Below are 15,173 nucleotides of genomic sequence, written 5' to 3' on the forward strand. Positions count from 1 at the left end.
GTTAAAGTGCAAAGTTAAACTGATTTAATACGTTCAGCAATAGGTCGGCTTTAAAGAATAATAATAAAATAAGGAACACGATGATGGATGCAATAGTGCCATCTTTGATAGAAAATTTAATACTTTTTTCTGAGTCGGTGGGATGTACCAGCAAGTAATAAGGAATTTTTAAATAATAAAACAAAGATATAGCGGTATTGAGGAGTCCAAAGCCAAACAGCCAGATCAAATACTGCTGACCTTCGAGTTGGTAGGATTCCCAAAGTGCCGTGAATACAAAGAGTTTTGCAGTGAACCCTGCGGTAGGCGGCAATCCCGCCAGTGAGATCATGATAATCACGGCTGATATACCTAAGATGGGCGCCTTACGACCCTGACCAGCCAATGCTTCAATAGTATTGAATCCCTGCTTTTGAAACAGGTCAATCAAATAGAAAGCTCCCAGGTTCATGAAAGCGTAAACTATCGCATAATAAAGCATCGCTTGTAAGCCGAAGTCACTACCGACAATCACGCCAATAATAAGCATCCCGGAATGTGCAATAGAGGAATAGGCCAGCATTCTTTTGCCATCATGTTGGCTGAGCGCAGATAAGTTGCCCATAAACATACTCGCTATAGCCAATACGGAAAATATCAGTTTCCAATCAATATCCAGCAAGTCAAGATTGGCATTCATCACGAATTGCATGAAAAACACAAGTACTGCGATTTTCGGTACTATTGAGATATATGCAACTACAGGAGAAGGTCCAGCCTCATAGGCATCTGGTGACCAAATGTGCATGGGTACCAAGGATAGTTTGAACCAAATACCTACAAAAAATAAGATCAGAGCTAGTGCAATCCAATGATTATTAACATTACCATTAGCTATGAACTCCCCAAGTCCACTTATCTCTAAGGTACCAGACATGCCATAAAGCAGCGACAGGCCATAGAGCATCAGCCCGCTGGACATGGCACCAAACAAGAGATATTTGATTCCTGCCTCAAAGCTCCTTTTGTCAAAATTGAAGCTGATCAGAATATAAGATGTAATGGAAATTAACTCAAGTGACAAGTAGAAGAGTAGTAAATTATTGACCTGCACCAATAGCATTGCACCTAACAAAATCATGAACAACATAAAATGATATTCACCCCTCTTTTGTAGAGGTTCTCCTTTAGGAAAGAATAAAACAAACCCTGTAATCGCTACAAAAAACGGCTTGATCAAACCAACAACAGAAGTCTTTGTAATAAGCCCGCCGAAGTAGATTCCCGTGTCCGCAGAAACTGAAACTCCCAGTGAGACCAGGCTCAGAATCAATAGCGTGACAATTGTTTTGGTGGTTGCACCCTTTTCTTTCAGCAAGAGCTGAAGCATGAGTATAACAAAAGCTCCAACAATAAGTATGGCTTCGGGAAGAAGAATCCCTGCATCGCCAAGGATGATTTGTAGCTGTTCGTTTAGGGTACCCCTCATCGTGCCAACGCATTAATGATTTCTAAATTCTGCTTGCCTTGTGTTTTGACAAAATCCACAAACCCCATGACGGTCTCATTCGCAAGATCGAGTAATAGACCTGGGAATATTCCAAAAAGCAGGGTAAGCAATACTAGCGGCACAATCATGATCAACTCTCGGGTATTGAGATCTGGTAATTGCCAGCCTTCCTCTTTCACCCAAAACTTCCCGAAGAACATTCGTTGAATAGTCCAGAGAAAATAGGCTGCTCCTAGTACCAGACCAAAAAGTCCAAGTATAGGCATGAAAATTTCTACGATGCCTCCATTGACAGCCCCATCGAAGGCACCAATCAATACAAGGAATTCTGCAATGAACCCAGAAAATCCAGGTAATCCGAGCGCTGCAAAAAATGACATAATTATCGCTACTGTAAATAAGGGCATTTTGGTAGCCAATCCACTGTAATTGGCAATCATACGATCGCCCGTACGATCATAGAGTACACCAGCCATGAGAAACAGTAGAGCTGAGATGATGCCATGACTAAACATCTGAAAGAGTGCTCCTGAGCTGCCTTCGGCTGTCAGGGAAGCCATACCAAGCATCACAAATCCCATATGGGAAACTGAAGAGTAGGCGATCAATCGCTTCAAGTCCGCTTGTGCCATGGCCACGAAGGCCGCATATACTATGGCAACCACACCTATCAGTGCAATCCACCAACCGTACTGCAGCGCACCATCAGGAAATATGGTGTATGCTATTCTGTAAAAACCATATCCGCCGATTTTCAACAAGATGCCAGCCAGCACTACAGAAATAGGCGTTGGGGCCTCTACGTGAGCATCTGGCAACCAGGTATGGACAGGTACTGCAGGGAGTTTGATGGCGAAACCTGCGATCAATAAAATAAAGGCCCATCCTCTATAGGTCAACCCTAAAAAGAGACCATTGAAATCAATGGACAAAAGTGATCCGGGAATAAAATTTTCGGGGTACATCATTTTCATGATGTCGAAGGTATGCACTGATGAATCGAGCTCCTGAACCACTGAGAGGCTCAGCCCTATCATGACCATCAAGATTAATAACGAGCCTACTAGCGTATAAATGAAAAACTTAATGGAAGCATATGCTCTCCTTTTGCCTCCCCAAATTCCGATAAGGAAATACATGGGCAGGAGCATAAATTCGAAAAAGAGATAGAATAAGAAAAAATCAAGTGCTACAAAACAGCCAATAACACTTGAACTGAGCACCATATACAAAATAAAGTAGCCTTTGATACTTTTGGTAATGTTCCACGAAGAAATGACCCCTATAAGGAGAATGATGGCGGATAGAAGCACCAAGGCAAGGCTCAAACCATCGACTCCCACGTAGTACTGTATAGACAAGCTTCCGAATGAACCTACACTCAAAGAGATCCAATCTAACTGTTGGCTAAACTGCAAACTCCCAGCTCCATAGCCTTCCAAACCAGAATCAAATGAAAACACCAGTACCAATGTGAGTGTGGTTGCAAGTCCCATAGCTACCAACGCTATCCACTTGTGCACGTGGGCCTTATTCTGAGGTACTAGCACCATGACCAACGCTGCAATGAGTGGGATAAAGATGAGCCAGGTAAGTAGATGATCAGTTGCCATATCAGTTATGTCATTAATTCAAAAAATAGAAAATCAGTAAAACTCCAGCCACAGCCCAGGCCAGATAAGCCTGCACGTTACCTCCTTGCACTTGTCTCGTTCGATGTCCCATAAAGGAAACTAGCCGAGTCATCAGATGGATCAGACCATCTACTACTCGTAGGTCAATCCAGCTAACTAAATAGGCCAACACCACCTGCGACCCTCCGATATAGTTGACCCCTCGGTCTATGACTTTCTGATCCCACCATGAGGCTAATCGTGCAACTCGAATGGATCCTTCAACTATCATGAAATGATACATCTGATCGAGATAAAAATTATTATTCGAAACACCGTGCACCATTGATTTTACTAGTCTCATAGGTCCTTTCAACAATTCTTTTTGCACATATAAATAGGAAATCATCAATCCAGACAAAGCCAATCCTATCGAAAGAATCGGTACCATGAGGGAGTGCTGTGCCTCGGTAACGTTCTGCACTGCGCCCAGCATATTTAATATCCAGGTGCCTGACGGATTGAGGGGATTGACCGTAAAGATGAAAGCAATAGAGAGTAAAGACAAGCAAAAAAGTGGCCATTTGACCATGCTCGCCTCTGAATACTTTCCTCCTGCACTGACTTGATTGAAGAAAACTTTGAAATATAATCTCGCCATATAAGCAGCAGTCATGAAAACTGAAACAAAGCCAAAAAAGACAACATATCCGGGGAGATGATCTGCAGACATCAGTCCATTGAGAATCAATTCTTTGGATAAGAAACCTGAGAAGAGCGGCAATCCGGCCAGAGATAGCATGCACAAAGTGAAGGCAATGAATGTACTTGGTAGCACTCGAGACAGTCCTCCCATGTTGCGGATATCCTGAGGGTCAAAGTCAGCTTCATGGCGTGTATCATGATAGTAATGAATAATACTACCCGCACTCAAAAAGAGGCCCGCCTTGAAAAAAGCGTGCGTGATCAGATGGAAGAAGGCAGCTTCTGGCAAACCAGCACCTATAGCCATGATCATATACCCAAGCTGAGATACTGTAGAATAAGCGAGTACTTTTTTGATATCATTTTGAGCGAAGGCGGCAAAGGCTCCCATAAAAGCGGTCAACCCACCAACAATCCCTATGACTACCAATACCTCCTGAGCAAGCAAAGGAAAGACGCGCACCATGAGGTAGACGCCTGCCGCCACCATAGTGGCAGCGTGAATAAGTGCCGATACGGGTGTGGGACCAGTCATAGCGGAAGGCAACCAGGCCTGAAGTGGAAACTGTGCCGATTTGCCTACCGCTGCCAAAAAAAGACCTAAGCCCATCATAATCAGCAGCGTGCCAGGTATGCTTGAGTGCACCGGGTCAAGGGTGATGAGGTCCTGAATATTGAGAGTCTTGAAAAAGGCAAAAAGAATAAATATCCCAAGCAGAAATCCAATATCCCCAATCTTGTTCATCAGGAATGCTTTGAGCGAAGAAATAGATGGTGCCTCCTTCTCGAACCAAAATCCGATGAGTAGATAGGAACTAAAACCTACCAGCTCCCAGAAAATGAATGTCAGGAGCAAATTAGAGGACAGTACAATGCCGTACATGGAGAAAGCAAAAAGACCGAGCAAAGCAAAATATCGTGGCTGACCCGGATCGTGCTTCATATACTCCAGCGAGAATATAGATACGAGCAAGGCTACAATGGACACCACGACAAGCATAAGGCCAGCCAGGGCATCATAATACAGACCTATTTCGAAGTGATGATTGCCCACTGTAATCCAGTCCAACTCAAACCCAGTGTTGAATGGAATGAAAAAAACAGCAGAAATACTGTAAACTAATACCAGTGCAGAAAAAAACACAGCAGCGATTCCTGCCCGTTTTTTGAAAATGAAATAAGAACTTATTGCACTCAGTAACGGGAACAATAAAATCATGAGCGGCAGTATGTCTGTGTACTTTAGCATCAGCCGTTCAATTCGTTTAGTTTATCCACATTGGACACCTCTTGATGTCGGAAGATCTGATAGACGATAGCCAGAGCGACAGCAGATTCTGCCACCGCCACCACAATTACAAAAAGTGACATCATTTGACCAGATAGATTGGGGTCATGCTGTGAGAAAGCCACCAGATTGATATTAGCCGCATTCAAAATGAGCTCTATACCTGCCAAGATCATAATCACATTTCTTTTGATCAATACGATCATGAGCCCGATCACGAGTAGAATGGCACTAAAAACGATATAATGCTCTATGGGTATCATTCTTTTTTCTTCAGGTTGATTCCGGCGATATATGCTGCACCTACCAGCGCCATTAGCAACAGCACAGCAGTCAGCTCAAGGGCTAGCAATTCTGATGTCATGAGATGGATGCCCAACTGCTCGGTGATGGTAAATCCTGATTCGGATTTGCCTGTATCAGCAAACCAGGGAAACCCTCCCTGCAGAGGATATAACAGCACTATCAATAAGCCCAACCCAATCAGGCTGGCCTGCAAGACTCTTCTATTTTCAGATTCCAATTTTGCACCATCTATCCTATGGGTCAGCATAATGCCAAACATCATCAGTATTAGCACGCCACCGATATAGATCATAATTTGGGTCACCCCGACGAACTCAGCATTGGAAATGATAAATACTCCGGCCACACCCAAAAATACGAGCACCAACATGAATACCGCGTGCACGACATTTTTGGTCAGGAGCATTCCCAAAGCAGAAAACACTGAGAATCCAACCAGGATATAAAAGGCGACAATATTTAAATCTACTCCTCCCACTTAATCATTGGTTTTGGGTTGATCTCCCGAATCCTTCGGTTTGGCAGGCTTTATCTTTGGTCTAAATAAAGGCTTTGCTGCCTTTGGTTTTGCATTTTCCTCCGCTGGGGTCTGTGCGTTGGTACTTTCCTCGGATTCTTCCGACTTATCTGCAGGCTTAACCATCGGTTTAGCTGCAGGTTGTTTTTCAACTGCACTATCCTCTGACTTGACTGCGGATTTCATTTTCGGTCTAAACACCGGCTTGCCCGTTGGCTTATTTTGCTTTTCGCCATCGGCTTGCGGCTTTGCATCTTCGGCTGGCATAGTCGTTTTAACTTTTGGTTTGAAAGCACCACCAACTTTAGGCTTTTCAACTGTGCTCCCATCCGACTTGCTTGCAGCTGCGGCGGCTTTCGCCTTTTCCTTTTCGGCGGAGTAGGTATCGAACTCGGCTTTTTTCTCAGCCACCATCTCGGGGCTCATGTCTCCAAATTCAAAATTATGCTCCTTGAGGTCGAAGACGCTAAAATCATAATCCTTAGTCATGGTCAGGCATTCTGTAGGACAAACCACTGTACATAGTCCACAAAAACAACATTTGGACATATCGATATCAAACTTGGCTGCATAGATTCTTTTAGAAGTACCATCGGAGGTCTTTCCAATTTCTTCCACTGCGCGTACGGGCTCTATGTCAATACAATTGACAGGGCAAACCTTGGCACATTTATCACAGACAATACAATCATCTATTTCATTGTGCAATTGATACCTCCCAGTATCCGGCACAGGTAGCTGTTCGAAAGGATACTGTAAGGTCACAATCCCATCTTTTTGCTCAAAATAACTTTTATCCTCAACTCCCACTGGCGTGCGGGACTGGCGTGCCTGCCAAAAATGCCGCATCGTGATCTTTAGCCCATAGAGGAGCGAGAAAGAAGTTTGGATGATATTTTTAAAATACTGTTTCAATCTGCGCTTTTCTAGTTATCCAATCCAAAGTTTCCAAATACCACATACCAACACCATGAATAAACCAATCGGGGTTAAATATTTCCAACTGAGGGACATCATCTGGTCCACTCTGACTCTTGGGTAGGTCCACCGCACCCACATTTGTACAAACACCAAAACCATAGCTTTGCTAATTAGCCAAAAGGCGCCTACTATATCTCCGACCAAAGTACCCTTGCTTCCCGTCGTCCAATCGGCCAAAGTCACTTCTCCGATATTGGGAAACGGAGTATTCCAGCTGCCAAAAAAAAGTATGGTCGCTACCAATGAAACCAAGAGCATCATACCGTATTCTCCGAGCATGATGATTGCCCATCGGAAACCTGAATACTCTGTATGAAATCCTCCAATAAGCTCTGATTCTGATTCGGGTAAATCAAACGGCGTTCGATTTGATTCTGCAAGCGAGGCTATAAAGTATATGACAAAAACAATCCAAAGGACGGGGTACCTGAATACATTCCATGCCAGAATTCCACCATACTGATTTGAAGGATCGAGCAGCCCCTGCTGAACTGACATCTCCTGCAGGCTCAACGTCTGAGTCACCATGACCACACAGAGTATAGAGATTCCGAGTGGAATTTCATATGACACTATTTGGGCAACTGCCCTGAGCGATCCAAAGAGGGAAAACTTACTATTGGACCCCCACCCAGCCATCAATATGCCGATGACATCAAGAGAAATCACAGCCATTAGAAAATAAATCCCGGTTTCAGCCTGCGAACCTTGTATATCCGAGGTGAGAGGTAGCACAGCAAAGCCTGCAAAAATTGCCGTAAATATCACGAGCGGCGCTAAAATGAATAGCCAACGGTCGGCCGATTTAGTGATGATGTCTTCTTTTTGCAGCATCTTCAGTACATCTGCCAGCGTCTGTAGAATTCCATATTTTCCCGTTACCATGGGGCCCAGTCTATCTTGCATGAATGCAGACACTTTGCGTTCGGCATAGACAGCCAAAAGCACAAATACCAGCAAAAAAGGTAGATAGAATAAGAACGCTATCATGAACAGTTAAATAAAAAGTAAGTTAAGTATTCTCTGAGGAATTTCCAGATGAATGGAAAGACTCATGAGCAGAAAAGAATGATCCTATTTTTGAGAGGGAATTAGCAGCAACAACAGCAACAATTACTCCCAGAGAGGGTACTTCTCAAGGTGAATTTCCTTGTTGAAGAAAAGGCGTGCTGCTTTTTCGAAAGCCGGGGTGTAATCTGATACGAGAAATTGATCATTACCTATTGTTTGGTCGCTTAATAAATTCAGGGCCTTCAGTTGCTTTTTTAAGCTTTGAGCTACAATATTAGCAGAATCAATCAATTCTACCTTGCTTTTATAAAATTCTTTTATGTCCTCCTTGATGATAGGATAGTGAGTGCATCCCAATATCAGCGCGTCAATGTTGGACAGGCTGGCATCACTCAGATAGTTGGCAATGATCTCATGGCTTACCGAGTTATGAATAAACCCCTCTTCTATCATCGGTACCAGCAACGGTGTAGCCAGTGCTTTTAGCTCTACTTCTATACTTCTATTTCTAATTTTTGTTTCAAATACTCCTGAATTGACGGTCTGTAGTGTACCTATCAGACCAACGTTTTTGTTTTGCAAATGATTCTCCAGATGCTCTATCACCGGATCTATCACGTTGATCACTTCCGCTTTGCTGCCGACATAGGCTTTGATCAGATCATAAGCCGCCGCCGATGCAGAATTGCAGGCAATCAGAATGACCTTGCAACCACGCTGAAGCAGTATATCTGTAATCTTGATAGAGTAGGCCTGAATGGTAGCTGCAGATTTATCACCATAGGGCAGGTGAGCACTATCACCAAAATAGATCATATCTTCTCCAGGCAAAAGGTTTTTTACCGCTTGAGCCACGGTCAGCCCTCCTACTCCACTATCAAATATGCCTATGGGTGCGTTCTTGTCCAATGCCTGAAATGTTGAAGTGCAAATATGTGGTTTAATATGGATTTGACAAATACAATAGCTGCTATGAATCTAACTCACTGACCTAATTCCGTCAATAGCTCCTTGGCGTCCAATACGCCCAAGTTTTGAGCCCGTTTCAAATCACTTATGGCTTGATCATTATTTTTCATTGCGAGATAAGCTTTCCCACGAAGAAAAAGTCCCTCGGGATCTCCAGGATGAATAGTAAGCCACTTAGAAAAATCGGTTATTGCTTCCTCATAGTTGCCAAGTCGATAATGTGTGATCCCCCTGTTGAAGTAACTCAGATCAAAATAATCATCGATGCTGATAGATTTTGTAAAATCTTCTAAGGCATCTGATAATTGATTCCTATTGAGTTTGAGATGACCGCGAAGATTATAAGCCTGATAAAGAGGCAACTTCCCGTCAGATTCAACTCCTTTTGAATTTAAAAGTTCAATGGCACGGTCAAACAATGAAAGCGCCGCAGTGGTGTCCCCCTTATGGGCTTTAATAGTGGCTAAATTTAGAAAGGACTGACCTTTGACATAGCCCGAGCTGACATCAATTGCAGACTTATAGTCTTCTGCGGCCAAATCGAGATAACCAAGATTGAGATAGCAACCCGCACGGGTCTCAAGTACGTCCGCATTTATTTTGTTGAACGAGAGGTATAAGTTCAGATCCTGTACGGCTTTAAAATACTTTCCATTTTCTGCCCTGTTGGTTCCTCTCAACCGATAACCATCCGCACGATCTCGGTCCAGGTAAAGCATCTTAGTAAAGGCCACATCAGCGGCATCAAAATTATTGCCTTTTTGATAGTGTTTGCCTAAGCTTCTATATACATGATAGATACTTGTGTCTCTTTCAATTATTCTTAGATTATCTTTTTCCAAATAATTTCTAGCCCTGTCCCTCTCCGCAATAATCGCGTGCAAAAGATATAGGCCGGTTGGAAAATATTCATTTGAGATCCATACTTTTCTATACAACGGAGAGTATAGGTAAAAAGGAATATGATCCACGTTGGAAAGATAAATGAAGGCCAACTCCTGCATTTCAGCACTATATGATTCTATTTCATCTGCCACATAGATGATTGCATTCATCATCATCAACTGTCGATCCAACTGATCACTGATTCCATATTCTCTACTGGTCAAATCTTGAAGTCTAAGAGAAGCTCCCAGTTTTTTGAAGCCTTCGGCGTATTGCTTTTTTTTGAAATACATAACTCCCAAAGAAAATAACGCTTGCGTATTTTCCGGATTTCTAATCAACACTCCTTTAAGTAAATCGATGCCTTTCTTTGGCTGATTTTGATAAAGTAGAATCAAGGATTTGAAGACAAGGGCTCTTTCATCGGTTGGGTAAATAGCCAATAATTGATCAATAGCACTTCTTGCTTTTCCATAGAGATTTTGCATGATTCGAGACTCGGCGAGCAGATAATAGGATTCTGGATAAGTGGGCTCCAGCTCTATAGTTCGCTTTGCATAGCTAATGGCCTTGTTGTGTTCCCCAGTTTGCATGTATGCATAACCCAACGCATAGTTTACCTGCAAATCGTCTGGATTCAACTTGTGGGCCAAATAGAAATGGTCTTTGGCCTTTTGATAATCATTGAAGAAATTCATCCTGATATACCCGAGCTCAAGATGGCTGGGGCCAAAAAACTGAAAGGTCTCAAGCTTAAGCACTTTTTCAAAATCTGCAACTGCCGAGTCGATTTTGGAAAGTGCCTTATAACATAGTCCTCTATAGAAAAAAGCCCCTCCGTACTCATCGTTGTATTTCAAAAGATAATTGAGATCTGCCTTGGCCAGCTCAATTTCATCCTTTCTCAAATAATCGACCGCTCGGGATAGGTATCCGTCTAAATCTTCCGGACCTATTATTTGTTTCTCCGAAGTGCCGTCGAGTCCTTCATAGTCAAAACTTGGCTTGTAGCCGGACAGATCAAGTTCACCTCCTCCAATGATGGACTGAGCCATGGCATTTGGCTGAATAAAACCAGGTAAAAAAAAGAATAATAGGACAATGAATAACCCTGCTCGACTGATGCTGTGCATGGTAGGTATATTGATGATATGCAAAAATAGGAGCTTTGAGCCTAATGCTAAAATTTGAGACGTTATGATTTAAGATTGAAAACTCAAATCCGTTAGATAATCCAAACTATTAGTCCTTGACAATCATCTTAATCAGAAACAAATATGTCTTTTGGCTAGTAAGGTCTCTCTTCTGTAAAATATCGGATGCAAGTCACCGATCATTTCTAAATATTACCAATCACAGAATTCAGAGCCAAACCAAAGAATATTATTCTATTTTAGTAGTCGATATAAATCGAAAATTCTATGTATAAAATAACAACAGCAGTCTGTGCTTTGATGATTACGTTCTCCAGCATGGGCCAAACCAACAAACCTCTCATTGTACATCCTGCACTCAGCCCGGATGGGCAGCAGATTGCATTCTCCTACCAGGGGGATATCTGGACCTCCTCTATCGATGGGTCTTCGCCAAGAAGAATCACTATTCACGAGGGGTATGAAACCCGTCCAATCTGGAGCCCGGATGGTAAAGGACTCGTATTTAGCAGTGACAGAAATGGCAACAATGATGTATTCTTTGTCGACTTGAATGGTGGTATTCCAAAACAACTGACTTTCTCCTCGGCCAGTGACTCGCCAAGCGATATCACATCGGATGGTAAAGTACTTTTTTCAGGCAATAGAAACTATCATCGAATCGAATGGGACAACGAGATTCATACCGTCAGTCTCAAGGGCGGCACTCCATACCGCTACCTGGACGCATTGGGCTTCTACGCCACGCAATCACCAAATGGTCGATTTGTAGCCTTCGTCAAAGGTTCATGCCGAGATGAACGTGAAACTTATGATGGCCCAGCCAATACTGACCTCTGGCTGTACGACTCGCAGAGCAAATCCTATACTCAGCTTACGACCAGCAGCAGAAACGATATTTATCCGAGATGGGGCAATGATCAAACACTATATTTCCAATCGGCAAGAAGTGGGAAGTACAACGTACATCAAATGACCTTGACTGATGCTGGAAAACCAACAGGCAATATTGAAGCGATCACCTCCTTCATCGATCAGGGTATCAACTCATTTACTATTGGGGACGGTGGACGGACCCTATTACTCATGCAAGGTGATAACCTCATAAGTGTCAATATCAATACTAAGCAGCAAACGGCGGTCAATATGAGTATCGGTTCAGATTACCGGTTTGATCAGATTGAAAGAAAATCCTACAGCAAAAATGTTGATCAAATTATTCCCTCTCCAAGCGGTGACTACAGTGCACTTGTGATCCGAGGGGAGATATTCATTACAGAAAATGATAAGGAAAGAAGCAAAACGGTTAATGTTTCCAATTCTTCTTACCGAGATCTGGAGCCACAGTGGGTCAATGACTCTACACTCATCTTTCTTTCGGACCGCGGCGGAAACTACGACATTTATGCCGTGCGCTCAGCGGACACCAAAGAGGGAGATTTGTTTAAAACTCTCAAACTAGATGTATCCAAGGTGACCAACACTCCCGAAGAAGAGTCCGACCTGTATGTCTCTCCTGATTTGAAAAGCTTAGCTTTTAGACGAGGTACTGGCAAATTGATCACTTCCACACTCTCTGACAAAGGTTTTATATCCAACGAAACCATTCTTTTGGATGGTTGGGCACAGCCATATGGCATAGCCTGGTCTCCTGACTCGAAGTGGTTGGCTTATAGCAAAGAAGATCTATACTTCAATGAGGAAGTATATATTCATAAGGCTGATGGCAGCAAAAATCCAGTGAATATCTCTATGCACCCAAGACTGGACAGCAATCCATGCTGGAGTCCTGATGGCAGCAAATTGGTTTTCACATCGGCAAGAAGCAATGGCGACTATGACATTTGGTTTCTCTGGCTGAAAAAGGCGGATTGGGAAAAATCTGCTGACGAGTGGGAATATGAGGAAGAGGAGCCGGCCGAACCGAGTGCAAGTAAAACCTCAGACAAGAAAAAAAAGGGTACTGAAGAAGAAAAGAAAGATGATGGCCCTAAGCCAATAAAAATTGATTTTGAGGATATTCATGAAAGATTAGTACAGGTGACTTCATTCTATGGCAATGAAATCGATCCGTTGGTATCGAAGGATGGAAAGACTATTTATTATACAACCAGCTCAAGTGGATGGGGCAAACCAGCGAAAGTTGAGGTAGACCTCTACAAAATCTCTTGGGACAAAAAAGACCATACGGCCATCACTACGGGAGGAGAAAAGCCATCTGCTATGGTCATGGATAGCAAAAATGAATACATCTACGCAAGCATGAGTGGTGGGAAGCCTGCACGATTCAAACTATCCAGTGACAAAAAAGAGAGTCTGCCCATCTCAGCTAAGCTCAACATCGATTTCAAGGAAGAGCTCAATCAGATTTTCGAAGAAGCCTGGCAGGCGCTGAACGCAGGGTTTTATGATCCTAACTTTCATGGATTGGATTTCAATCAATTGAAGGAGATTTATAAACCATTAGCCATGAAGGCTTCTACCAGAGAAGATTTCAACAGGGTATTCAATCAGATGCTGGGACAGATCAATGCCAGTCATATGGGTCTATATCGCGGCGATCTACGCAAAGACTTACAAAATACCAAGACTGGACTGATCGGTGTGGAGCTAAAGCCTGTGGCTGACGGCGTACAGATAATAGGTAAGTTGCCACAAATGCCTGCGGACAGAGAGATCAGCAGCCTCACTATAGACGAGGTAATCACGGCAGTAGATGGTACAAGGATCACCCCAGAGACCAACTACTACGATCTCATGAACGAAACTGTAGGTGAACGTGTACTCCTCACGGTAAAAAATGCCTCGGGACAATCTCGTGAGGTAGAGATCCGTCCCGTATCTAGCAACTCATCAGCGAAATACAAAGCTTGGCTACGGGAGAAGAAAAAACTGGTAGATGCCTATTCCGGTGGTCAGCTAGGTTACATTCATATTCAAGCTATGGGGTGGGCCAGCTTCGAAGAATTCGAACGAGAATTATCAGCTGCAGGATATGGTAAAAAAGGAATAGTAATTGACGTAAGATTCAACGGCGGTGGATGGACTACAGATCACCTCATGGCCATTCTGAATGTAAAGCAGCATGCATATACAGTACCAAGGGGTGCTACTGACAATCTTGACTCCCATGCGGAGTTCAAGGATTATTATCCATATAGCGAGAGACTTCCTTTCCCTGCCTGGACCAAACCATCTATCGCTTTATGTAATGAAAGCAGTTACTCTAACGCAGAAATTTTCTCCCATGCCTACAAACATTTGGGCATAGGCACCCTGGTGGGCAAGCCTACCTTCGGAGCTGTAATTTCTACCAGCGGCAGGACATTGATTGACGGTAGTTTGATTCGACTTCCATTCAGAGGCTGGTATGTGAAAGCGACAGAGGAAAATATGGAGTGGGGTCCGGCTGTACCAGACCTAATACTGGACAATGCTCCAGATGAACGTAGTCGGCAAGAAGATTCTCAATTGAAAAAAGCAGTAGAGCAACTGCTTTCAGAGATGGAAAGCAAATAAGATTTATTGTCCGCGGCCACCTTCAGATATTTTTTTGAATGTGGCCGTGGTCATTTTTTAAAGATTAGGATAGGCATCATTATTCACACTGCCAAGAAAAACCTGGCCAGCGAAAGGTAAAGTTCTATTTCCCTTTTCATTACTCCCAAAAAATTTTAACGTGCCTCTACTTTTATCTAAGATGAATAGATTGTTGACGCCTTCGACATAGTAGTAGTAGCGATGATCTGCACTAGTCTTAAATAATCGAACGTCAAATTCTTTCTCAAAATCTTGGTCTTCTAGGTTGCATTTAATGACTACTTTTTCAGAATCTAGCGTAAATTTAGCTGCATAATCCACATGAGAGTAGGACTGGCCGTCTAGTGTCACCATCATTGACTTGCATTGAAATGACCGTTCTTCATTGTCCTGAACCAGGCTAACAAAGCTGCAGCCGGAAAGGACGCAGAAATATAAAATTGAAGAAGTCAATATGAATTTTTTGATGCCTACCATAACTCTAGTGTTTGAATAAAAACTGCCCGGCCTTAAGTGACCTGCCATGATTCTGGTTAGGAGGCAATTCCACGATATTCAAGTGGTTAATTCCTTGAATTATCTATGACACAAAGCTAGAGGAGTCAATGAACCTAATTCGGACTTTGTAATGATGGATACGGCCTATTCTTAGCAAGAAATGGTCAGATATTAGATGGAAATCTAATTTTGAAGCCATAAAAACCCGCTGCAGCGT

General features: G+C 43.0%; 11 protein-coding genes. 1 reads left to right on the forward strand and 10 read right to left on the reverse strand.

Annotation, left to right across the window (positions count from 1 at the left end):
* Nucleotide 1: 1 nt before the first annotated feature.
* The 9 genes from ABJF11_RS16605 to ABJF11_RS16645 all read right to left on the reverse strand — a co-directional run bounded on the left by ABJF11_RS16605 (nt 2) and on the right by ABJF11_RS16645 (nt 10,897).
* Nucleotides 2–1,468 carry an NADH-quinone oxidoreductase subunit N gene (locus ABJF11_RS16605; protein WP_348121185.1) on the reverse strand — a complete coding sequence of 489 codons (1,467 nt, stop codon included), beginning with the start codon at nt 1,466–1,468 and terminating at the stop codon, nt 2–4.
* A complete protein-coding gene (locus tag ABJF11_RS16610; protein ID WP_348121186.1) occupies nt 1,465–3,102 on the reverse strand; it encodes an NADH-quinone oxidoreductase subunit M in 1,638 nt (545 codons plus the stop codon). The genes ABJF11_RS16605 and ABJF11_RS16610 overlap by 4 nt, the downstream gene beginning before the upstream one ends.
* 13 nt (nt 3,103–3,115) lie before the next feature.
* Nucleotides 3,116–5,056, reverse strand: coding sequence for an NADH-quinone oxidoreductase subunit L (locus tag ABJF11_RS16615; RefSeq protein ID WP_348121188.1), 1,941 nt, complete (start codon nt 5,054–5,056; stop codon nt 3,116–3,118).
* Nucleotides 5,056–5,358, reverse strand: coding sequence for an NADH-quinone oxidoreductase subunit NuoK (nuoK, locus tag ABJF11_RS16620; protein ID WP_348121189.1), 303 nt, complete (start codon nt 5,356–5,358; stop codon nt 5,056–5,058). The genes ABJF11_RS16615 and nuoK overlap by 1 nt, the downstream gene beginning before the upstream one ends.
* The gene (locus ABJF11_RS16625) at nt 5,355–5,879 is read right to left on the reverse strand and encodes an NADH-quinone oxidoreductase subunit J (protein ID WP_348121191.1); all 525 of its coding nucleotides are present in this window, start codon (nt 5,877–5,879) and stop codon (nt 5,355–5,357) included. Before ABJF11_RS16625 ends, nuoK begins: the two co-directional genes overlap by 4 nt.
* Nucleotides 5,880–6,833: a 4Fe-4S binding protein gene (locus ABJF11_RS16630; protein ID WP_348121192.1), complete on the reverse strand. Its 954-nt coding sequence runs from the start codon at nt 6,831–6,833 to the stop codon at nt 5,880–5,882.
* A gap of 15 nt (nt 6,834–6,848) precedes the next feature.
* A complete protein-coding gene (gene nuoH, locus ABJF11_RS16635) occupies nt 6,849–7,889 on the reverse strand; it encodes an NADH-quinone oxidoreductase subunit NuoH (protein ID WP_348121193.1) in 1,041 nt (346 codons plus the stop codon).
* A 123-nt stretch (nt 7,890–8,012) separates the two neighbouring features.
* Nucleotides 8,013–8,819 (reverse strand): glutamate racemase, encoded by an 807-nt coding sequence (murI, locus tag ABJF11_RS16640; RefSeq protein ID WP_348121194.1) that lies wholly within the window; start codon nt 8,817–8,819, stop codon nt 8,013–8,015.
* Nucleotides 8,820–8,893: 74 nt separating this feature from the next.
* On the reverse strand, nt 8,894–10,897 hold the full coding sequence (locus tag ABJF11_RS16645; protein WP_348121195.1) for a tetratricopeptide repeat protein: 2,004 nt from the start codon (nt 10,895–10,897) through the stop codon (nt 8,894–8,896).
* 288 nt (nt 10,898–11,185) lie between these two features.
* Here ABJF11_RS16645 and ABJF11_RS16650 point away from each other — a divergent pair, with 288 nt between their 5' ends.
* A complete protein-coding gene (locus ABJF11_RS16650) occupies nt 11,186–14,437 on the forward strand; it encodes a S41 family peptidase (protein ID WP_348121196.1) in 3,252 nt (1,083 codons plus the stop codon).
* 57 nt (nt 14,438–14,494) lie between these two features.
* On the opposite strand, the gene ABJF11_RS16655 is transcribed toward ABJF11_RS16650, so the two are convergent.
* On the reverse strand, nt 14,495–14,935 hold the full coding sequence (locus ABJF11_RS16655) for a hypothetical protein (RefSeq protein ID WP_348121197.1): 441 nt from the start codon (nt 14,933–14,935) through the stop codon (nt 14,495–14,497).
* Nucleotides 14,936–15,173 lie beyond the last annotated feature (238 nt).

Source organism: Reichenbachiella sp., from assembly GCF_039941815.1.
In the GTDB taxonomy this organism is placed as follows: domain Bacteria; phylum Bacteroidota; class Bacteroidia; order Cytophagales; family Cyclobacteriaceae; genus Reichenbachiella.

Excerpts from the sequence above, each read along its gene's own strand:
- ABJF11_RS16605 (WP_348121185.1), bottom strand. The coding sequence starts at position 1,468 with ATGAGGGGTACCCTAAACGAACAGCTACAAATCATCCTTGGCGATGCA.
- ABJF11_RS16610 (WP_348121186.1), bottom strand. The coding sequence starts at position 3,102 with ATGGCAACTGATCATCTACTTACCTGGCTCATCTTTATCCCACTCATT.
- ABJF11_RS16615 (WP_348121188.1), bottom strand. The coding sequence starts at position 5,056 with ATGCTAAAGTACACAGACATACTGCCGCTCATGATTTTATTGTTCCCG.
- nuoK (WP_348121189.1), bottom strand. The coding sequence starts at position 5,358 with ATGATACCCATAGAGCATTATATCGTTTTTAGTGCCATTCTACTCGTG.
- nuoH (WP_348121193.1), bottom strand. The coding sequence starts at position 7,889 with ATGATAGCGTTCTTATTCTATCTACCTTTTTTGCTGGTATTTGTGCTT.
- ABJF11_RS16645 (WP_348121195.1), bottom strand. The coding sequence starts at position 10,897 with ATGCACAGCATCAGTCGAGCAGGGTTATTCATTGTCCTATTATTCTTT.
- ABJF11_RS16650 (WP_348121196.1), top strand. The coding sequence starts at position 11,186 with ATGTATAAAATAACAACAGCAGTCTGTGCTTTGATGATTACGTTCTCC.
- ABJF11_RS16655 (WP_348121197.1), bottom strand. The coding sequence starts at position 14,935 with ATGGTAGGCATCAAAAAATTCATATTGACTTCTTCAATTTTATATTTC.